21 protein-coding genes are annotated in these 20103 nt (G+C 68.5%); 16 read left to right on the plus strand and 5 right to left on the minus strand.

The window, feature by feature from the left end; genetic code table 11:
- Positions 1-3 precede the first annotated feature (3 nt).
- The 7 genes from FHG66_RS18135 (at position 4) to FHG66_RS18165 (ending at position 7500) form a co-directional block, all read left to right on the plus strand.
- Positions 4-993 (plus strand): SIS domain-containing protein, encoded by a 990-nt coding sequence (locus tag FHG66_RS18135; RefSeq protein ID WP_246082675.1) that lies wholly within the window; start codon positions 4-6, stop codon positions 991-993.
- The gene (locus FHG66_RS18140; RefSeq protein WP_139078465.1) at positions 990-2081 is read left to right on the plus strand and encodes an AgaS family sugar isomerase; all 1092 of its coding nucleotides are present in this window, start codon (positions 990-992) and stop codon (positions 2079-2081) included. Before FHG66_RS18135 ends, FHG66_RS18140 begins: the two co-directional genes overlap by 4 nt.
- A gap of 88 nt (positions 2082-2169) precedes the next feature.
- Positions 2170-3294 (plus strand): N-acetylglucosamine-6-phosphate deacetylase, encoded by a 1125-nt coding sequence (locus tag FHG66_RS18145; RefSeq protein WP_139078466.1) that lies wholly within the window; start codon positions 2170-2172, stop codon positions 3292-3294.
- Between the two features lie 247 nt (positions 3295-3541).
- The gene (locus tag FHG66_RS18150) at positions 3542-4528 is read left to right on the plus strand and encodes a sensor histidine kinase (RefSeq protein WP_176556337.1); all 987 of its coding nucleotides are present in this window, start codon (positions 3542-3544) and stop codon (positions 4526-4528) included.
- Between the two features lie 116 nt (positions 4529-4644).
- The gene (locus FHG66_RS18155; RefSeq protein ID WP_139078468.1) at positions 4645-5862 is read left to right on the plus strand and encodes an NAD-dependent epimerase/dehydratase family protein; all 1218 of its coding nucleotides are present in this window, start codon (positions 4645-4647) and stop codon (positions 5860-5862) included.
- Positions 5859-6659, plus strand: a complete 801-nt coding sequence (locus tag FHG66_RS18160; protein ID WP_139078469.1) for a glycosyltransferase — start codon at positions 5859-5861, stop codon at positions 6657-6659. The genes FHG66_RS18155 and FHG66_RS18160 overlap by 4 nt, the downstream gene beginning before the upstream one ends.
- A 25-nt stretch (positions 6660-6684) precedes the next feature.
- Positions 6685-7500 carry an NAD-dependent epimerase/dehydratase family protein gene (locus tag FHG66_RS18165; protein WP_342777496.1) on the plus strand — a complete coding sequence of 272 codons (816 nt, stop codon included), beginning with the start codon at positions 6685-6687 and terminating at the stop codon, positions 7498-7500.
- On the opposite strand, the gene FHG66_RS18170 is transcribed toward FHG66_RS18165, so the two are convergent.
- The 5 genes from FHG66_RS18170 to FHG66_RS18190 all read right to left on the minus strand — a co-directional run bounded on the left by FHG66_RS18170 (position 7497) and on the right by FHG66_RS18190 (position 12028).
- On the minus strand, positions 7497-8507 hold the full coding sequence (locus FHG66_RS18170; protein ID WP_139078471.1) for a YcjF family protein: 1011 nt from the start codon (positions 8505-8507) through the stop codon (positions 7497-7499). The genes FHG66_RS18165 and FHG66_RS18170 overlap by 4 nt on opposite strands.
- A complete protein-coding gene (locus FHG66_RS18175; protein WP_139078472.1) occupies positions 8504-8938 on the minus strand; it encodes a GNAT family N-acetyltransferase in 435 nt (144 codons plus the stop codon). The genes FHG66_RS18170 and FHG66_RS18175 overlap by 4 nt, the downstream gene beginning before the upstream one ends.
- On the minus strand, positions 8935-10347 hold the full coding sequence (locus FHG66_RS18180; protein WP_139078473.1) for a YcjX family GTP-binding protein: 1413 nt from the start codon (positions 10345-10347) through the stop codon (positions 8935-8937). Before FHG66_RS18180 ends, FHG66_RS18175 begins: the two co-directional genes overlap by 4 nt.
- An 83-nt stretch (positions 10348-10430) precedes the next feature.
- The gene (locus FHG66_RS18185) at positions 10431-11345 is read right to left on the minus strand and encodes a tyrosine recombinase XerC (protein WP_139078474.1); all 915 of its coding nucleotides are present in this window, start codon (positions 11343-11345) and stop codon (positions 10431-10433) included.
- On the minus strand, positions 11342-12028 hold the full coding sequence (locus FHG66_RS18190; RefSeq protein WP_139078475.1) for a DUF484 family protein: 687 nt from the start codon (positions 12026-12028) through the stop codon (positions 11342-11344). The genes FHG66_RS18185 and FHG66_RS18190 overlap by 4 nt, the downstream gene beginning before the upstream one ends.
- Before the next feature lie 367 nt (positions 12029-12395).
- On the opposite strand from FHG66_RS18190, the gene FHG66_RS18195 reads away from it, so the two are divergent.
- The 9 genes from FHG66_RS18195 (at position 12396) to ybgC (ending at position 19909) form a co-directional block, all read left to right on the plus strand.
- On the plus strand, positions 12396-14600 hold the full coding sequence (locus FHG66_RS18195) for a primosomal protein N' (protein ID WP_139078486.1): 2205 nt from the start codon (positions 12396-12398) through the stop codon (positions 14598-14600).
- Between the two features lie 10 nt (positions 14601-14610).
- Positions 14611-14811, plus strand: coding sequence for a hypothetical protein (locus tag FHG66_RS18200; RefSeq protein WP_139078476.1), 201 nt, complete (start codon positions 14611-14613; stop codon positions 14809-14811).
- A gap of 67 nt (positions 14812-14878) precedes the next feature.
- Positions 14879-15529: a peptide-methionine (S)-S-oxide reductase MsrA gene (msrA, locus tag FHG66_RS18205; RefSeq protein WP_139078477.1), complete on the plus strand. Its 651-nt coding sequence runs from the start codon at positions 14879-14881 to the stop codon at positions 15527-15529.
- Between the two features lie 97 nt (positions 15530-15626).
- The gene (locus FHG66_RS18210; RefSeq protein WP_139078478.1) at positions 15627-16502 is read left to right on the plus strand and encodes a 50S ribosomal protein L11 methyltransferase; all 876 of its coding nucleotides are present in this window, start codon (positions 15627-15629) and stop codon (positions 16500-16502) included.
- Positions 16503-16621: 119 nt separating this feature from the next.
- Positions 16622-16963: a hypothetical protein gene (locus tag FHG66_RS18215; protein ID WP_139078479.1), complete on the plus strand. Its 342-nt coding sequence runs from the start codon at positions 16622-16624 to the stop codon at positions 16961-16963.
- Between the two features lie 166 nt (positions 16964-17129).
- On the plus strand, positions 17130-17705 hold the full coding sequence (gene ruvC / locus FHG66_RS18220; protein WP_139078480.1) for a crossover junction endodeoxyribonuclease RuvC: 576 nt from the start codon (positions 17130-17132) through the stop codon (positions 17703-17705).
- Entirely contained in the window at positions 17702-18403 is a 702-nt protein-coding gene (ruvA, locus tag FHG66_RS18225) for a Holliday junction branch migration protein RuvA (protein WP_139078481.1), read from the plus strand. Before ruvC ends, ruvA begins: the two co-directional genes overlap by 4 nt.
- Positions 18404-18449: 46 nt before the next feature.
- On the plus strand, positions 18450-19466 hold the full coding sequence (ruvB, locus tag FHG66_RS18230; RefSeq protein ID WP_139078482.1) for a Holliday junction branch migration DNA helicase RuvB: 1017 nt from the start codon (positions 18450-18452) through the stop codon (positions 19464-19466).
- Between the two features lie 53 nt (positions 19467-19519).
- Complete coding sequence (gene ybgC, locus FHG66_RS18235; RefSeq protein ID WP_139078483.1) at positions 19520-19909, plus strand: tol-pal system-associated acyl-CoA thioesterase; 390 nt, start codon at positions 19520-19522, stop codon at positions 19907-19909.
- Positions 19910-20103: the final 194 nt, after the last annotated feature.

Consider the following 20103-nt stretch of genomic DNA (forward strand, 5'->3'; position numbering starts at 1 on the left):
CCCGTGACCGATGGCGCCCATATGGCTTCCGAGATCACCGAAGCCCCGGAGGCGTTCCGTCGCGCGGCGTTGCAGGCGGTCGGCCCTTGGGCTTCGGACTGGCGTGCGGCCTACACCCTCGCGCGCGGCTCCTCCGACGCGGCCGCAGCGATCCTGGCCTACGAGTTCATGCGCGAGACGGGACGACCGGTGACCTCGCTCCCACCGTCGGTCTTTTCGCTGGGTGAGGGGGTTTCCCTCGATGACACGCTCGTCCTTGTCGTCTCCCAGTCGGGCGCGAGCGAGGATCTGCTCCGCTCGGCGCGGGGGGCACGGGCGCGGGGGGGGCATGTGGTCGCCATCACCAACGTCCCTGGATCGCCCGTAGAAGCCGAGGCGCAGGTCTGCTTGCCCATTGGTGCCGGGCCCGAACTGGCCGTCCCGGCAACCAAGACCGTTGTCGGCGCCATAGGGGCAGGAACGGCGCTGCTATCGGCCTTGGTCGCCGGCTATGCGCAGCGCGCGCGCGCTGCGGCGCATGTCGTGGCCGAACTCGGGAGCCAGCCGCATCCCCACCTCGCGGCGCTTCGCAACGCGCTGGATTCGGCGCAGAGCGTTTACGTCATCGGCCGCGACACGGGCTTCGGGGCGGCCCAGGAAATCGCGCTCAAGCTCAAGGAATGCTGCGCGCTCCATGCCGAAGCTTACTCCGCCTCCGAGGTGCTTCACGGCCCGCTTCAACTCGCGACTGAAGGCCTGACGGTACTGATGCTCGATACCGGAGCGGCGGGAACGACGGACAGCCTCGACGTGGCCGAGGCGCGCCTGACCGAGCAGGACGCTGTCGTGCATCGCGTCTCTCCGGCCGATGTCGGGGCGGAAGGCCTGACCCCGGCCGCGGCGGCGGCGCTCTTGCTTTGCCTGCTTTACCCGGTCGTCCACGCGACCGCCCTTGCGCGCGGGCACGACCCGGATGCCCCCAAGACCCTTTCCAAGGTGACCCGGACCACATGACCACCCTCCATGACACCGCCACCTGGCGCGAGATCAGGCAGCAGCCCGACCTATGGGAGGAGTGGGGCCGGAGCCCGGCCCTGCGTGAGGCGCGGGACTGGATCGCCACCCTGGCCTTCAAGGAGATCTGGCTCTGCGGCGCGGGAAGTTCGGCCTATATCGGCGATATCGTGGCGGCAGGTGTCGATGGCGTGATCCATCCACGCCTTCGCTCGGTGCCCACGACCGACATCGTGAGCCGCCCCCAAGCCTTTTTTCCGACCAAGGCGCTGATGGTCCATTTCGGCCGGTCCGGCGATTCGGCGGAAAGCGTCGGCGTTCTGGACGCACTGGACGCTATCTCGCCCGAAACGCCGCGCCTGCACATCACCTGCAACCCCGAGGGCCAGCTTGCCACCCGCGAGCCCAAGGTCTTCAAGGATCCCAACATCAAGAAGGCGCCTTACAAGGTTCTGGTCTTGCCGCAGGCTGCCCACGACGCGGGATTCGCCATGACGTCGAGCTTCTCCGCGATGCTCCTGACCGCCTTGGCGCTGCTTGCGCCGGAGGGGCCAGGACCCATTCCGGACCAAGCCGCCACGCTGCGCGACCTTCTGCCCCATTTCGAGTCCTTCGCCACCGCTGCCCGGACGCCCGAGCGTATGGTCTTTCTCGGGGCCGGGCCGCTGGCCGCCGTCGCCCGTGAAAGCGCGCTCAAGGTGATGGAACTGACGGCGGGTGAGGTGCCCTGCCTATGGGAGAGCACGCTGGGATTCCGCCACGGACCGAAAAGCTTCGTCCGTGGCGCGACCGACATTGTGCTGTACCTTTCGTCCGACCCGCAAGCTGCGCTTTATGACGCCGACCTGTCACAGGAACTGCGGGCGCAGTTCCCCGAATCGCGGGTGACCACGGTGGGACCGGGCGGGGATGTCCCGGTCCCGATGCCGGACGGGTCCGAATGGGGCGCGGCCGTGGTGACGCCCTTTGCGCAGGTCTTGGCCGCGACCCTGTCTGTCCGCCTGGGCCACGATGTGGACGACCCCTTCGCGGGTCAAGGCACGCTGTCGCGCGTCGTACAGGGCGTGCGGCTGCACAAGGTGACCTGATGGTGGATGCGCGCAACGGGGCTGCTCGCCCGAGCCTGGCCTGCCAGTGCGCGCAAACGGCATCGTTCCATTTGAGCGGCTCGGCGTCATGACCTGGGTTGCGCCTCGCAGGATCTTCGACGGCGCGCGGCTGCGGGATGGCCTCGCCCTCCGCATCGAGGACGGCCGGGTCGCGGATCTCGCGCCGATCGACCCTCGCATGGCTGCGCAAGCCCTGCCGGGGCTGCTGACGCCGGGCTACGTGGACCTTCAAGTGAACGGCGGAGGAGGGGTGCTCCTGAACACCGAACCGACCGTCGCCGGAATGGAGGCCATTGCGGCGGCGCATCGCGGGCTCGGCACTGCCGCGCTGCTGCCCACGGTGATCACCGATGCGCCCGAGGTGCTGGACCGGGCCGGCGAAGCCGCACTCCTGGCACGGGGTCGGCCCGGCCTCTTGGGTCTGCACATCGAGGGCCCGCACATCTCGGTCGCGCGGCGAGGCACCCACGCGGCGCGCTTCATCCGTCCTCTCGATGATCGGACCTTTGGCGTCGTGCGCCGCCTGCGCGACGGTGGGGTGCCGGTCCTCCTTACGCTCGCGCCCGAGGCGACGGCGCCCGGACAGGTGGCTGCGCTGGCCGCCATGGGGGTGATCGTGTCGCTGGGCCACTCGGACGCGACCGCCGATCAGGCCCGTGCCGCGCTGGCCGAAGGGGCTGGGGCCTTTACGCACTTGTTCAACGCCATGTCCCCGCTCACCCATCGCGCGCCGGGGCTGGTCGGGGCGGCGCTCAATGCCGCGGTTCCGGTCGGCCTCATCTGCGACGGCATCCACGTCGCGGATGAGGTGTTGGCCATCGCGCTCCGCGCCCGGCCCGCGCCGGACCTGTTCTTCGCAGTGTCGGACGCCATGCCGACAGTGGGGGGACCGGATCGTTTCCGGCTTTATGACATGGAGTTGCAGGTCAGGGACGGCCGCCTCGTGAACCCCGATGGCAACCTGGCCGGGGCCCATGTCACGATGGCGGACAGCGTAGCGCGGCTCGTGGGCCGGGTAGGCGTCGCGCCCGAGGTCGCGCTCCGCATGGCGGTCACCGTGCCCGCCCGGCTGATCGGCCGACCCGATCTGGCCGTGTTGGACGGGCGGGACGCGGCGGACCTGCTGCTATTGGACCAAACCTGCGCGCGGGTCGAAACTCTGGCCAATGCCCTTGGGAGCGGCCCACCCTGACCTAAGGTAAACTTCGACGCCCAGGATCGCTGCCGGGTCGGCCCCTTGCGGCCGACTAGCTGAAATCATGGGCGAAGACTGGCCGAGCGCATGCTGTCATGCGACAGTTTTCCGGTACCCTATAGGATGGACGCCTGTCCTGTGGCATTGGTCAACCAGGGGATGTTTGAACGTTCAGTGGGGCTGCGTAAAGGGCGGGCCCGACGTGCGGGCCGGCTGCTGCGCACGGTCCAAGGGGAGTGTGTGTGTGAACAAGCGAGCCACCGTGATCGATGACCAGATCTTCGAAACCCTGGACGTCCTGCTCGACGAGGCGTTCTGCTTGTGCACGATCCTCACGGACCAGCAGGGTCGGCCGGTCGATTATCGTTTCCTGAGAGTAAGCCGCAACTTCGAGGATGCGACCGGCTTGCGTGATGCCGAGGGGCGCACCGCGCTCGAACTCGTGCCGAGCCTGGAAAGCGAGTGGATCGAGGCTTATGGCCGCGTGGCCCTGCGGCGCGAGCCCATGCATTTCACCGAAGGATCGCCTACGATGGGGCGGCAGTTCGATGTCTTTGCCGCGCCAGTGGACCCGCCCGGCTGCTTCGCCATCCTGTTCCGGGACGTGACCGAGATTCGCCGGATCGAGGCGGAGCGCGAGGCCGAGCTGGAGCGTCTGCAGTATCTTCTCAGAGAACTGAACCACCGGGTGATGAACAGCTTTGCGGTGATCTCGTCGGTGCTGTCCATGGAAGCGCGATCCGCGCCTGAGGCGCGGGCCGCGCTGGAGCGGGTGCAGGGTCGGGTGCAGGCTTTGGGGTCCCTGTACCGCCGCATCGAAGGGGCCACTCAGGTGGACCAGATCGAGATCGCCGAGTACCTGGGCGGCAACGTAGCGAGCTTCCGCGACTCCTTCGCCGGGGGGGTGGCAATCACGGCCGACCTCGGCGCGGTCACCCTGCCCACCCGCGCGGCCGTTCCCCTGGGCCTGATCGTGAACGAGCTGCTGACCGAGGCCGTCAATCGCGCGTTCCCACCCGGAGAGAGCGGTAAGGTGCATCTGACCTTTGCCGAGAAGGATGGCCTGTGCCGCCTCAGCGTGACGGCCAACGGGACCGGCCTTCGCGATGGTGCCGAGGAGTCCCATGTCGGCCGGGGACTGGTTGCAGCCTTCGCGGCCGAGCTTGGCGGTGAGTTGACCACGGAATTCCAAGACGGAGGCACTTACGCCTTCATCGAGTTCCGGGCCTGACGGCGCCTCCCTTGCGGAGCCCGGTGCGGCTTCGGGAAACCCCGGTGGACCTTTCGGGGCCCTTCCGTTAAGGAATTCCCCGCCCGCATAGGGCGGGTGGCAAGCGGAGTTCTGGCATGAAGATCGCGATCCTCGGCGGCGACGGTTTCGTGGGATGGCCCACCTGCCTGCATCTTTCGAATGCGGGGCACGAGGTCCACATCGTGGACAACCTGTCGCGGCGCTGGATCGATACCGAGCTTGGCGTGCAGTCACTGACCCCCATGGACTCGATCCAGGAGCGGTGCCGCATCTGGAAAGAAGTCACGGGCAAGTCGCTGCGCTTCCACCTCCTCGACCTTGCCAAGGAATACGAGCGGCTCAAGCAGTGGTTCGCCGAGCATCGCCCCGACGCGGTCATCCATTTCGCCGAGCAACGGGCTGCGCCCTATTCGATGAAGACCGACCGCCACAAGGTCTACACGGTGGATAACAACGTGGGCGCCACCCACCACGTCTTGGCCGCCCTGGTGGAAACCGGGATCGACGCGCATCTCGTGCACCTGGGGACGATGGGGGTCTATGGCTACTCCAGCGTCGGCGCGCCGATCCCCGAGGGCTATCTGAACGTCGAGATCGATACGCCCACCGGCAAGAAGGGGCAGGAGATTCTGTATCCGACGCGCCCTGGCTCGGTCTACCACATGACCAAGAGCCTCGATCAGATCCTGTTCCAGTTCTATGCCCAGAACGACGGCTTGCGGATCACCGACCTGCACCAGGGCATCGTCTGGGGCACGCACACCGATCAGACCCGGCTTCACCCGCAGCTCGTCAATCGCTTCGACTATGATGGCGACTACGGCACGGTTCTGAACCGCTTCCTGATCCAGGCGGCCATCGGCTACCCGCTGACCGTCCATGGCACCGGGGGCCAGACCCGCGCCTTCATCCATATCCAGGACTCGGTTCGCTGCATCGAGCTTGCGCTCAAGGACGCGCCCAAGCGGGGCGAACGGGTGCGCATTTTTAACCAGATGACCGAAACCCACAGGGTTCGCGATCTCGCGGAGATGGTAGCCCGTCTGTCCGGGGCCAAGGTCGCCTACCTGCCCAATCCCCGCAAGGAGGCTGAGGAAAACGACCTGATCGTCAAGAACGACCAGTTCCTCGCCTTGGGCCTCAATCCCATCCGGCTTGAAGAGGGGCTCCTGAGCGAGGTGGTGGACGTGGCCAAGAAGTTCGCCCACCGCATTGACCGCTCCCGCGTGCCGGCGGTGTCCGCCTGGACCAAGGAACTGGCCGCGCAGGTGGACCGTGATCCCGAGCGCAAGGCGCTTCGCCCCGCGTCGTGACCACCCGCGCCTTTGTCACCCTCGTCACCAACGCGGATTTCGCGAAAGGGGCGGGGGCTCTCCTGCGATCGCTCCAACTGTCCGGCACCTCGGCGGATCGGGTGGTCATGCATACCGGCGGCGTCCCGGCGCAGGCGTTGGCCCCGCTTGAGGCGCGCGGGGCGCGGCTTGTGGAGGTGGATCTCCTCCCCACCTCCGAGGCCTTCAACGCCGCCCATGCCAAGGACCGCATCCACGGCCTGAACCCCTTCACCAAGGGGACTAAGCCGCCGTTCCACACGCCGCTCGACAACTTCGCCAAGCTGCGGCTCTGGCAACTGCCCTATGACCGGGTCGTGTTCCTGGACGCTGATACGCTGGTGGTGCGCAACATCGACCGCCTCTTCGACTACCCCGAGCTGTGCGCGGCCCCAAACGTCTATGAGTCCCTGGCCGACTTTCATCGCATGAACTCGGGCGTCTTCACGGCGCGGCCGGGTTCCGCGACCTTCGACCGCCTCCTGGCGCAACTGGACGTGCCTGGGGCCTTCTGGAGGCGGACGGACCAGACCTTCCTTCAGCAGGCCTTCCCGAACTGGCACGGGCTCCCGGTCAACTACAACATGCTCCAATATGTCTGGTTCAACATGCCGGGCTTGTGGGACTGGGGTTCGGTCCATGTCGTCCATTACCAATATGAAAAGCCGTGGCAGGACCACAGCAAGGCCGACCGGCTGCGCCCGCTGATCGACCTTTGGCGCGCCTATGCCGACGACAGCCCGGTCCCGGACCTGTCGTCGCTCCCTGGCCCCACTTGATGCGGCGCATGCCATGAAGGTGGCCGTGACCGGCGCCACCGGCCTCGTGGGCCAGTTCATCGTCGCTGGCCTTCTGGATAACGGCCACGACGTCGTCGCCCTGGGTCGCGCGCCATCGTCGCACGGGGGCTCGCACCGGCCCTGGCGGCTGGGCGAGACCGCGCCGCTCCAGGACTGCGAGGCGTTGGTTCATGCGGCCTTCGCCCATGTGCCCGGCCGTTATCGCGGTGGGGAGGGCGAAGACCCAGACGGCTTCCTGCGCGCCAACCTCGAAGGAACGCTGCGGCTGTTCAAGGAGGCGCGCGGACGCCGGATCGTGTTCCTGTCCTCTCGCGCGGTCTATGACGGCTTGCCGGCAGGAACCCCGCTGACCGAGGACCTGCCCCTGTCCCCGGACAGTCTTTATGGACAGGTGAAGCTGCAGGCCGAGGGCGCCTTGGCCCGATTGGGGGGAGGGGTCAGCCTCCGCGCCACCGGCGTCTATGGCCCGCCCGCGCCGGGACAGCGCCACAAATGGGCGGACCTGTTCGACGCCTTCGCCCGAGGAGAGGCGATCGCCCCTGCCTGCGGCACCGAGGTGCATGGCGCGGATCTGGCCCAGGCCGTCGCACTGCTCCTTGGGGCACCGGCCGGAGCCTACAACTGCTCCGACCTCCTCCTTGACCGTCGCGCGCTGCTGGAGCGGTGGTCGCTGCTGGCCGGTGCAAAGGGCGTCCTGCCTGCCGCTTCCGGGAAAGCCCCCAACGTCATGGACTGCACCCGCCTGCGGGTCCTGGGCTGGAAACCTAGGGGTGAGGCCGCGCTCGACGATGCGCTCCGAACCATGGCGCGGGCAGTCTAGTCTTCCCGCCCGAACAGACCCTTCAGCGCCCCGCCCAGAATCCCGGTCACGCTGGGACCCTCGCGGCCCAAAAAGGGGAGGGGGCGGCAGACCTCGATGGCGGCGATCCCCACGCGGGCCGTCAAGGCGCCGTTCACCACGCCTTCGCCAAAGCGGCGCGAAAGGCGGGCCAGCACCGTTCCACCCGCGACACCATGGATCAGGTCGTCCCCGACCGCCACCGCGCCGGTCGCCACCAGATGGGTCATGACCCCCTTGACCAGTCGCCAGGAGCCCACCGTGCCTGACCGGCCCCCGTAAATCTCGGCGATCCGCCGGATCATGCGCAGGTTCGCCCCAAGCGCGGCCGCCACGTCGGCCAGCGGCAGGGGCACGACGGCGGTCACGGTCGCGACCTGCCGGGCCGCGCCCGTGACCTCCCGCTCCGCATCGGCATCGAGAGGAGCCAGAAGCTCCCTCTCGGCCAGCCGCAGCAGACCGTCGGCATCGAACACCTCGCCCTGCCGTTCCGCGAGACGCGCCGAAGCCCAGCTCAGCCCGTCGCGTCCGGCATAAAGCGTCCGCAGGCCGTCTGTGACCGCACGGGCCTGCGCAAGGCTCCCCGAAGCGAGCGCCGCCGCCGCGTCGCGCTGGACCGAATCGATGCGGGCAAGCCGCCGGATCGCCAGCGCCTCGCGCGCGGCGATGGTAAAGGCCACGACGGTCAGCCCGAGGAGAAGCGCCGTAGCCACCCCGCCTAGGACGGGGTGGCGCTCCAGAAGCGAGGTGACCCAGTCCCAGGCCGCGACCGACAGGGCAAAGGCCAGGAAGCTCCCGAGGAGCGACCAGAACCACGTCCCGAGCGGCGAGCCGGGCCGCGCTGCGATCCGCATGGCCCGTTCCATGGCCGGGGGCGGCGCGCCGGGAACGCCGGCATCGGGCACCGGCGGGGCTATCTCGGGGGCGGGCAGGGGTGCGTCCTCGATCTCGATGAGTAGCGGCCCGCGGGGCCTGGTGGGTTCCGTCATGGGGCAGCGTTCCAGATCATGCGGAGGTCCGGCAGGCCCTCCTCGTTGTGCAGCCCGTCGGTCCGTCGCGCGACCTCAAACCCCTCGCGTTCGTAAAAAGCGACGGCCCGGGCGTTGGCCTCGAACACCCACAGGGCGAGGTGGCGATTTTGCGACTTGGCGTGATCGAGGAGGGCGCGGCCGATCCCGCGCCCCCGCGCCTCTGGGGCGACCTGCAAAGCCGGAACCTGATCCCCATCGAGGGCCAGGAAGCCCAGGGGGCTGCCTTCGTCGGCGACGGTCACCTCCATGCCCTCGATCATCAGGCGCACGAAGCCCAGATCCTCCTCCCGCGTGTGGAGAACGGGCATCCAGCCGGTCTCACGGACCCAGTCGCCCAGGATGCGGGCCAGCGCGGGCGCATCCTCGGACGTGGCAGGCCGAAGCCTCATAGCCGGTCCCCGATCAGGAACTCGGCCGCCTTGTCGAGACGGATGTGCGGCGGCCCCTCGCCGGGGCGGAGCGTGAGGGGAGCGGGCGCGAACTCCTGGACCTCGTAGTCCTGAAGCGGCCAGTCCTCGGCTCCGGCGCGGGCCGGGGCAAGCAGGCGGGCCGGGTCCTCGGGCAGGTCGCCCGGATGCTGCGCCACCTGTCGGTCCGACCCCGACAGGCGACCGCGCACCACGTCCAGCGTCTCGCCGTCGTGCGTCACACGATCCTCGACCGTGGTGCGAAGGCTGGCCATGGCCATGGCCTCGGTGTCCGCGCCCGCGAACTCGGCCCGGTCCCGCGCCTCCCGCAGGAGAGCCTCGGTCAGCGCCGTCAACCGCCCGTGTTGCGCATGATGAAGGTGGTCGGCCTTTGTAGCTGCGAAGAGGATCCGTTCCACCCGCTTCTGCCCCAGCAGACGGGCGAGCCAGGCGTTCCGGCCCGGATTGAAGGCCCCGAGGATGTCGGCCATGGCCGTTCTTAGATCCTCGAACGCCTGCGGCCCACGCGCCAGGGCACCCAGCACATCCACCAGCACGACCTGCCGGTCGATCCGGGCGAAGTGCTCCCGGAAGAAGGGTTTCACGACCAACCGCTTGTAGGCCTCGAAACGCCGCTCGCTTTCGCGCCAAAGCGAGCGCCTGCCCGGGTCCGCAACAGGGGGCAGCGGCGCGAAGGTCAGGACGGGCGAGCCCTCCATGTCTCCCGGCAGAAGGAACCGCCCAGGCGTGCAGTCCGAGAACCCGGCGGCCCGTGCGGTCTGCAGATGGGTCGCAAAGGCTTGGGCCAAGCCCTTCAGCGTTACCTCGTCCAGGTTCCCCGCCGGATCGATGCGGTCCAGCCGGGCCAGGAACTCCTCGGCCCCCGGCCGGACGCGCGCCTTGGCCAGGGCCCTCTCGGACCAGGCGGCGAAATCCTTTTCGAGCAGGCCAAGGTCGAGCAGCCACTCCCCCGGATAGTCCACGATGTCGAGGTGCAGGGTCCGAGGCCCCGACAGCCCGCCCAGGAGTCCCGTCGGCGCAAGGCGCAGCGACAGGCGCAGCTCGGAGACCCGCTGCGTCCCCTCGGGCCAGTGGGGCGCGGTGGCGGTCAGCGCGGCCAAGTGATCCTCAAAGGCGAAGCGCGCCACCACGTCGTCAGGCTGCGGCTGGAGCCAGGCTGCCAGGATCCGTCCTTCGGCGCTGGCCCGCAACTGGGGCATCCGGCCTCGATCCATGAGGTTCGCCACCAGCGAGGTGATGAAGACCGTCTTGCCGGCGCGGCTCAGGCCGGTGACGCCAAGGCGGATCACGGGATCCTGGAACGGGGCGACCACTGCCTCGGCCATGTTGCGCGTCGCGTGCCAGACGCTTTCCGTGACCGAGCCGATCATGCCGTCCCCTTTGCCTTCGGGGCCAAGATAGGCCCGGACCGCCGGGAAAGGTAGGGTGCGACCCGCAGAGAGGCCCGTTCCGGTCAGGCCCTCGGATGGGCCTTGTCGTAGACGTCGAGCAGCTGCCCGACCTCGACCGCCGTGTAGCCTTGGGTCGTGGACAGCGACGCGTGGCCCAAAAGTTCCTGAATGGCGCGGAGATCGCCCCCGGCAGCGAGCAGGTGGGTCGCAAAGGAGTGGCGCAGCGCATGGGGCGTGGCCGTGGCCGGCAGCCCCAGGCGCATCCGGGCCCGCTCCATCGAGCGCTGGACGAGGCGGGGCGACAACTGTCCGCCCTGGACGCCCAGGAACAGCGGCCCGTCCTTGGCAATGCGAAGGGGGCAGAGCCGGACGTAATCGGCGACCGCGACGCGGGCGGCGGGCAGGACCGGGACGACCCTCTCCTTGCCGCCCTTCCCGGTGATGCGAAGCGTGGCAGGCAGATCGGACTGCGCGCCCCTGAGCCCGAGCGCCTCGGAGATGCGCAGCCCCAGCCCGTAAAGAAGGGTCACCACGGCCGCGTCCCGCGCCGCGACCCAAGGCTCTGCCGCGTCGGTCTCGACCGCGTCGATCATGTCCCGGGCGGCGTCGGGCGTCAGGGGTCGGGGCAGCCGCGTCCTGCCGCGCGGGCCCCGTGCGGACAGCGCCACCGAGGCGTCGAACCCTTCGCGACTCGCCAGCCAGCCGCAGAAGCCCCGAATCGCCGACAGCCGGCGAGCCAGGGAACGGGCCGACAGGCCACGCTCCCGCTCGTGGGCCATGAAGGCGCGCAGGTCCGACGACGCCATGCGCCGCAGGGCCTCGGTCCCCTCCGCCCCGCCGTTATGCCGGGCCAGAAAGACCAGAAAGGCGGCAACGTCCGCCCGGTAGGCCTCGCTGGTCTTGGTGGCCAGCCCCCGGCGGGCGCGGCCCTGGGCGAGCCAGTCCTCCAGCGCCGCCGAGAGTTGAGGTGCGATCATCCGAGAAAGCGGCGCAGGGCCCGTTCGACCGTTGCCCCCAGGAAGGCCAGGAGGTCCGTGCCATGCTGCGGCAGGAAGTGTCCGGGCTGACGCGAGCCCAACGCCAGCAGACCGACGTCGTCGCCCAGATCGAGCCGGAGGCAGGCCTCGGACTCGATGTCGCTGCCATGGATTGTCGCCACGCCTATGCGGCGCAGCACGACGGACCGGGCCGGAAACCCGCTGCCCGCCCGCAGATAGGCATCGACGAAGCCGCGCGGCTCCATCACCAGGGGACCATCGAGCCGCTCCACCCCGTCTTCGCCGTCCGCATGGTCGGCTTCGATGATGAGACGCAGCGAATCGACCCGGAGGATCGACCGCACGTCTTCGTTCAGGTCGCGCAGGAAGGTCTCGAATCGCTGGGGCTCGAGAAGCCGCAGCACGGCCCGGTGAATCTGCGCCGTCCCGGCGACGTTGTCATAGGCCGCGGCGATCACGCTCCGATGCGTGTCCTCGAGCTTGTCTAGACGGGCTTCCAGGCGGTCCATCGCGATTCCCCTAAGGTCCACGATGTTGGGACCCATCAGGCGTTCGTTGGCGGCGACAAGGACCCGCATGATGTCCTTGTCGTCAAGCACCACGGCTGGATCCGCGATGATCCTCTCACGGACCTGAGGGTCCATCAGGGGGCTGCTGCTCATGCCTTCACACTCTTTGGGTTGGTGTTCATCGGGCAGACTATCAGCGCCATGCGACCCGGCCAGCGGAGTCAGCACGTTGTCTGCTCGGGCCGCCGCGAATCGTGGCCTTCCCGCACGGGTCGGGCGCCGGGTGCGTTAACCCTTGTCCTTGTGGCATAAATAGAACATATCAGGAACTAGGCCCCGGGAGGGACGGATCATGCCCAAGGCTCGCGCGCCCAAGCGCATCGCACCTGCCGCCCTGCCGGGCGGGCCCGAGCGTGAAGGCGATCCCTTCGGGCTCGATCTCATGGACGTGCCCGCTGCTCTGGCGGAGTCCCGGGCCGAAGCCCCCCCGGAGGCTGCGCCTGCTCCCCCTGCTTGGCGCATGGCAGAGCCCGCCTACGAGGACCGTTTCGCCCCCGGCGAGCGGGTGGGCATCCTGCCCCTCGGGGCGCTCGACCGACTGCTGGACTACAAGGCCTCGGCCGAGGGACTGGCGCCCGGCGCGTTCGTCGAGGTGCCTCTCGGGCCGCGGCAGATCGTGGGGATCGTCTGGGGCCCCGGAACGGGCGAGGTGCCCGAGGCGCGGCTGCGGCCGGTGACGCGCGTTCTCGATGCGCCACCCCTTCGCGCGCCGATGCGCGAGTTTCTGGGTCGCGCTGCCGACTACACGCTGACGCCGCTGCCCGCGATGGTGCGGCTGGCCACCCGAGCGCCCGGCCTGACCGAAGGCCAGGCGATGCGTCACGTCTACCGGATGGGCCCGCGCGAGATCGGGCGGATGACCGACGCGCGGACCCGCGTCCTTGCGGTGCTGCGGGACCACCCGGAGATGAGCTTCACCCTAGGCGAGCTCGCCGGAATGGCCGGGGTGGGGACGGCGGTAATCAAAGGGCTGGTCCAGCAGGGCGCCGTGCTGGAGGCCGAGGCGGCGCGGGACCGGCCCTATCCTGTGCTGGACCTCGACGCCAAGGGCGTGTCGCTGACACCGGACCAGATGCTGGCCGCCGCCGCTTTGCGGATCGGGGCCGAGGCGCGCAGCTACAACACGACGCTCCTCAAGGGCGTGACCGGCTCGGGCAAGACCGAGGTCTACTTGGAGGCCGTGGCCGAGACGCTGCGGCAGGGGCGGCAGGCTCTCGTGCTGCTGCCCGAAATCGCGCTGACCGGCGCCTTCCTTGCCCGTGTGGAGCATCGCTTCGGCGCGCCTGCGGCCGAGTGGCATTCCGGCATGACCCAGACCGAGCGGCGCAGGCTGTGGCGCATGACCGCCACGGGGGGCGCGAGCCTTGTCGTGGGGGCGCGCTCGGCGCTGTTCCTGCCGTTCCGCGACCTGGGACTCGTGGTCGTCGACGAGGAGCACGACACTTCCTACAAGCAGGAGGACGGCGTCCTTTACAACGCGCGGGACATGGCCGTTCTGCGCGCCTCCATCGAGAAATCGCAGGTGATCTTGGCCTCGGCGACCCCCTGCCTTGAATCCTGGCACAACGCCGAGATCGGGAAGTACGCCCGTCTGACGCTGCCCGCCCGCGTGGGCTTGGCCGTGCTGCCGACCGTCAAGGCCGTGGACATGCGGCTGGAGGATATTGCGCGAGGGAACTGGGTATCGCCGACGCTCGCGAACGCCGTCGCGCATCGATTGGAGCGGGAGGAGCAGTCGCTCCTCTTCATCAACCGGCGGGGCTATGCGCCAGTGACGCTGTGCCGGTCCTGCGGTCATCAACTGGGCTGCCCGCATTGCGACGCGCGGCTGGTGGAGCATCGGTTCATGCGCCGCCTGATGTGCCACCAATGCGGCGAGACGCAGCCGATGCCCATCGCCTGCCCGGATTGCGGGGCCGAGGGCAAGCTGTCTCCGGTCGGGCCCGGTGTGGAGAGGCTGGCCGAGGAGGTCGCGTCGCTGTTCCCGACCGCGCGGACGGCGGTGCTGTCCTCGGACCTTTATGGCTCGGCCAAGTCGCTCAAGGAGGCCATCGAGCAGATCGCGGACGGGGCGGCGGACATCATCATCGGCACGCAACTCGTGGCCAAGGGGCATAACTTTCCCAAGCTGACGCTGGCCGGGGTGATCGACGCGGATCTGGGGCTTTACGGGTCGGACCTGCGGGCCGCCGAGCGGACCTTTGCGCTGATGCGGCAGGTCTCGGGCCGCGCGGGTCGGGCCGATGCCCCCGGCGAGGCGATGCTCCAGACCTACCAGCCGCACCATCCGGTGATCCAGGCAATCCTGAGGGGCGACGACGAGGGCTTCTGGCGCGCCGAAGCGGACGGACGGCGGATGGCCGGAATGCCGCCCTTCTCGCGGTTGGCCGGCATTGTTCTGTCCTCGGAGGATGCCCAGGACGCGATGGACAAGGCCGTCGAGATGGCCCGCAACAAGGAGCCTTTGGCCAAGATCGGGGCAGAGGTCTGGGGGCCGGCGCCCGCGCCCATCGCCCGCGTCCGGGGGCGGCATCGTGTCCGGCTGCTCGTCAAGGCCGACCGGGGTGCGCCGCTGCAGGACGCGATCGCCCGGTGGGCCGCCCAGTTCCGGTTTCCCTCGGACCTGCGACTCACGATAGACATCGACCCGCAAAGCTTCATGTGAGGGTCGCGGGATGGAGGATGGAGGGATCGTGCTGGGCCTCCTGGGCTCGACGATGGGGCCGGCGGTGCTCGCCGCTTGGCTCATCCGGCGCTGGGTGCGCAAAGTGCTGCGCACGGCCCTGATGGTGGCCCTGATCGGGGGCGCGGCATGGGTCGGGGGAGGGGCGGTCCTGTCCGACGCGCTGTCCGGCCTCGCGGTCGCGACGGATTGAGCGGCCAGCCCCTGCCAAGAGGAGCGAAGCGCACCTATATCCGTGGCAACCGAAAGGAACCGCCCCGATGTTCAGCCTGTTCGCCGACAAGTCCCGCATGATCTCTCCGGACGAGGCCCTTCCGGGCCGTCCGCATCCCCTTCCAACCGCCGACCGACATGCCGTCCTGGGTGTGCCGCTCAACCTGGACCTGCCCGAAGGCATGGAAGCGGCGGTGTTCGGGATGGGCTGCTTCTGGGGCGTGGAGCGGATGTTCTGGAAGCTCCCCGGCGTGCACTCGACCATGGTCGGCTATGCGGCGGGCTTCACGCCGAACCCCACCTACGAGGAGGTCTGCACCGGCCGCACGGGCCACAACGAGGTCGTGCGCGTGGTCTATGATCCCAAGGTCATCTCCTACGAGCAGTTGCTGCAGGTGTTCTGGGAAGGTCACGATCCGACCCAGGGAATGAGGCAGGGCAACGACCGCGGGACCCAGTACCGGTCCGGCGTCTACGTCCTGAACGAGGCCCAGCGCGAAGCGGCCGAGCGGACCAGGGCCGCCTTTCAGGAGCGACTGCGCGCGGCCGGCTACGGCGCGATCACCACGGAGATTGAGCCTGCCGGTCCGTTCTACCTCGCCGAGGACTACCACCAGCAGTATCTCCACAAGAACCCGCGCGGCTATTGCGGGGTCGGCGGCACGGGGGTGACCTGTCCCATCGGCGTCGCCGTCTGAGCGAAGGTAGGGGAGGGGACTGATCGAACGGGGGTGGTGACCCGTTGACCCGGACCCCTCCCGCCCCTAGGCCGCCCCAACAAGGGAGGGCTTCGCCATGATGTATTCCGCGATCACGATCACCGAAGGGCTCGCCTCGGCCCAGGCCTTGGCCGAGGCCGTGGAGGACCTCGATCCTCCTCCCTTCGCCGTCGGGCATTTCGAGATCGAGGACGGGTCCAACCGCTTCGAGATCGGTGCGCATTTCGAGGAAGAGCCCGACGACGTCGTGCTGGATCTGCTGGCCGCCGTGCATGGCGCGCGGTCTTGGACCATTTCCGAGGTGCCCGAGGTGGACTGGGTCGCCAAGGTCCGACGCGACCTTCCGCCGGTCGAAGCCGGACGGTTCTATCTCCATGGCTCGCACGATTCCGACAAGGTGCCCGCGAACCGAGTGCCGCTGCTGATCGAGGCTGCCATGGCGTTTGGCACCGGCCATCACGGCACGACGCTGGGTTGCCTGCTCGCCATCGATCAGTTGGAGCGCGACGGCTTCCGTCCGGGCCGCGTGGCCGATGTGGGGGCCGGGACGGCGGTGCTCGCCATGGCAGCCGCCCATGCCTGGCCTGAGGCCGGCCCCATCGTCGCCGGCGACATCGACCCGGTGGCGGTCGAGACCGCCAAAGCCAACCTGGGCGCCAATGGGCTGGCCCACCGGGTCCTTTGCGTGGAGGCCGCGGGCCTCGACGCCGAGGCCTTCCGCGAGGCTCAGCCCTTCGACCTGATCCTGGCCAATATCCTCAAGGGTCCCCTGATCGCCTTGGCGCCGGATCTCGCTCAAGCGGTGGCGCCGGGCGGGCGGGTGATTCTTTCGGGTCTCCTGCGGGAACAGGCCGAGGAGGTCGCGAATGTTTATTCGCGGCTCGGCATCAATACCGTCAGGAAGAATGAGATAGGTGATTGGGCGATTCTAATACTGGGTGCGGACTCCTGAAATAAGGCGCAAAGAAGGAGTAATGGCGGAGTTTTCTTGAAGCACTTGATGCCTCATGATTTAACTTGATTCAGGGGCGTGTGAGGCCCCGTTCAGGTTATGTCAGGCACTATCTAGTCATGTCACGAGCCGCTTTCGACGACCGGATCAACGCAATCGAGGAAAAGAACCAGCGTCTTGCGCTGGGCGTCGAATACCGGATCGGCGCAGATGGCCTGATAGAGGCGCGTCCTCGCCGCCGCATGACCCGCCGCCCGCCGTTCAGGGGAATCGCAATGGTCCTGACAGCCGCCTTGGGCCTCAAGGCGGCGCTGTTCATCGGGATGGGCGAGGCGACCTACGAGGCGCGCAGAGCCGATCTGGTCGTCGGCAATCGGGCGGAGCAGGTTGCGGCGTGGCTGATGCAGCCCGATCCAGCCGTCCGGGGCGTCGCTTTGGCCGTGACACTGTTTTCCCGCTGATTAATGCCCCCCGCTGCGGGTGCACCTGCGCTTTGCCCGGCTCTGGCAAAATGGCCGCAGATACCTGCGTTCTGGGTCTCCGCCGTGCGAGGGCGGGGCGGCCTCTCTGGTTCCTGTTCCCGCTTTGTGCTAGCCCGGCCTTGCAGTGGCGGGACGGGAACCAGCGATGCGCGTCATGGGAGTCGATCCGGGCCTTCAGAACATGGGCTGGGGCGTCATTGAGGTCGAAGGCACCCGCATCCGTCATGTGGCCAACGGCGTGGTCCATTCCGGCCAGGGTGACCTCGCCGTACGGTTGCTTCGGCTATACGACCAGATGCGCGCGATCCTGTCGGCGCAGATGCCCGACGAGGCTGCCGTGGAGCAGACCTTCGTCAACAAGGACGCGGTCGGCACGCTCAAGCTCGGGCAGGCGCGCGCGATAGCCCTTCTGGTGCCGGCCCAAGCGGGGATCAAGGTGGGGGAGTACGCGCCCAACGCCGTCAAGAAGGCCATCGTCGGCGTGGGTCATGCCGCCAAGGCCCAGATCGACCACATGGTGCGTCTGCACCTGCCCGGCGTGTCGCTGGCCGGACCGGATGCGGCCGACGCCTTGGCCGTGGCGATCTGCCATGCGCACCATCTGCAGTCCGCCACGCACCTGACTGCGGCCATCGCCAAGGCCGAGGATCGTGCAGCCGAGGAACGGGCGAACACCGCGCGGGCTGTGGTCGCACGGGCCCTGCGGGAGGTGCGGCGATGATCGGACGGGTGGCCGGGCGGCTCGTGTACCGTGCCCAGGATCATGTCCTGATCGACGTGCGTGGCGTGGGTTATCTGGTCCATGTGTCCGAACGGGTGATGGCCGGCCTGCCTCGCACCGGCGAGGCGGTGGCCCTGTTCACCGAACTTCAGGTGCGCGAGGACGGCTGGACGTTGTTCGGCTTTCCCACCTTGGTCGAAAAGGAGTGGCATCGGCTTTTGCTGACCGTGCAGGGCGTTGGGGCCAAGGTGGCGCTGGCCCTGATGGGGGCGCTGGGGCCGGATGCCCTGGGCCGGGCCATCGCCCTGGGGGACTGGGCCACTCTGGCCCGCGCCAAGGGGGTAGGGCCGCGAACCGCCCAGCGCGTCGTCAACGAGTTGCGCGAGAAGGCCCCTGCCGTGATGGCCATGGCCGGGCTGATCGGAACGACATCGGTCACCACGCACACGCTTGATGCCGACGAGGCCGAGGTGGTGGAAGTGCCGGACGACGCGGCCCCCGCGAAGCGCGCCCCTCGACGGTCAGAGCCCGATCCCGGTGCAGTGGCGCAGGCCGACGCACTCTCGGCCTTGGGCAACCTGGGCTATGCTCCGGGCGAAGCGGTTCAGGCTGTGGCCCAGGCCGCCGATTCGAACCCACAGGGTGGAACGGCCGAGCTGATCCGCGCCGCGCTGCGCCTGCTCGCTCCCAAGGAATAGCCGTTCCACCCTGGAAGAACACAACGTGAACGCTTAGGTCAGATGCATGTCCGATCCCATTCTCCGCCCCGATCCTCAGCCAGAGGACATGTCCGATAAGGCGCTCCGTCCCCAGATGCTGTCCGAGTTCATCGGCCAGCACGAGGCAAGGGCCAACCTGCGCGTGTTCATCGAATCCGCCAAGATGCGTGGCGAGGCGATGGACCATACTCTCTTCTACGGGCCGCCGGGGCTGGGAAAGACCACGCTAGCCCAGATCATGGCGCGCGAGCTGGGGGTGGGATTCCGCATGACCTCGGGCCCCGTGCTCGCCAAGGCGGGCGATCTCGCGGCAATCCTGACGAACCTCGAAGCCAAGGACGTCCTGTTCATCGACGAGATCCACCGCCTGAGCCCGGTGGTCGAGGAGGTCCTTTATCCGGCACTCGAGGATTTTCAGCTCGACCTCGTGATCGGCGAAGGACCGGCCGCGCGTACCGTGCGAATCGAGCTGCAGCCCTTCACGCTTGTGGGGGCGACGACCCGGCTCGGGCTGCTGACGACGCCCCTGCGCGACCGGTTCGGGATTCCGACCCGGCTGGAGTTCTACACGATCGACGAGCTTTACGAGATCGTGATCCGCAACGCCCGCCTCCTCGGCACGCCCGCTGATCCCGACGGCGCGCGCGAGATTGCCCGCCGGGCTCGGGGCACGCCGCGCATCGCCGGACGTCTCCTGAGGCGGGTGGTGGACTTTGCGGTGGTCGAAGGCGACGGGACGATCACGCGGGCCATTGCCGACCGGGCTTTGAACCGGCTGGGCGTGGACGACCTGGGCTTGGATGGGGCTGACCGGCGCTACCTGCGGCTCATCGCCGAAAGCTACCTTGGCGGGCCAGTCGGCGCCGAGACTCTGTCCGCTGCCTTGTCCGAAGCGCGCGACGCCATCGAGGAGGTGATCGAGCCCTATCTGCTTCAGCAGGGACTCATCCAACGGACGCCCCGCGGGCGGATGCTGACCCAGTCGGCTTTTCGGCACCTCGGGCTCGAACCGCCGAAAGGGCAGGCGGATCTGTTTGGATAATCCTGCGTTTGCGAAGCCTTGACCCGGCCATGCCGGGGCGGGATGGTCGTGCCATGGCCCACCACTTCCCTGTCCGCGTTTACTATGAGGACACCGACTTGGCCGGGGTGGTGTACTACGCCAACTATCTCCGTTTCATCGAACGGGCCCGGACGGAGTGGGCGCGCGAGGCTGGCATCGATCAGGGGCGCCTCCGGGCCGAGCAGGACATCGTTTTCGCCGTTTGCCGCCTTGAGGCCGACTACCTGAGCCCCGCGCGTTTCGATGATGTTCTGGATGTCCGAACGATTGTGGAGGCGATGGCCGGTGCCAGGATCGTCCTGATGCAGGAGATCGTCCGTGGAGAACTGATGCTGTTCGCCGCCCGTGTGACCCTGGTGGCGATGGACGGTCAGGGACGCCCTCGACGAATTCCCGCCCCGCTCCTCGCGCTCGGACCCTGAGACCGCCGCAGCCGGGCCACAGTCAATCCCGATCGCGCCAAGACGGTTGGCATTCGTCGCGTCTCTGAGTTATCCCCACCCCCAAGCGCGCCCTTGAATGGCGCCAGGCGGCAGAGACAGGCACATGGACCAAGCGACCGACTACACGATGTGGGGGTTGTTCGCCCACGCGACCCTTGCGGTGAAGCTCATCA

This window comes from Rubellimicrobium rubrum (genome assembly GCF_006152115.1).
Taxonomy (GTDB): Bacteria; Pseudomonadota; Alphaproteobacteria; order Rhodobacterales; family Rhodobacteraceae; genus Rubellimicrobium; species Rubellimicrobium rubrum.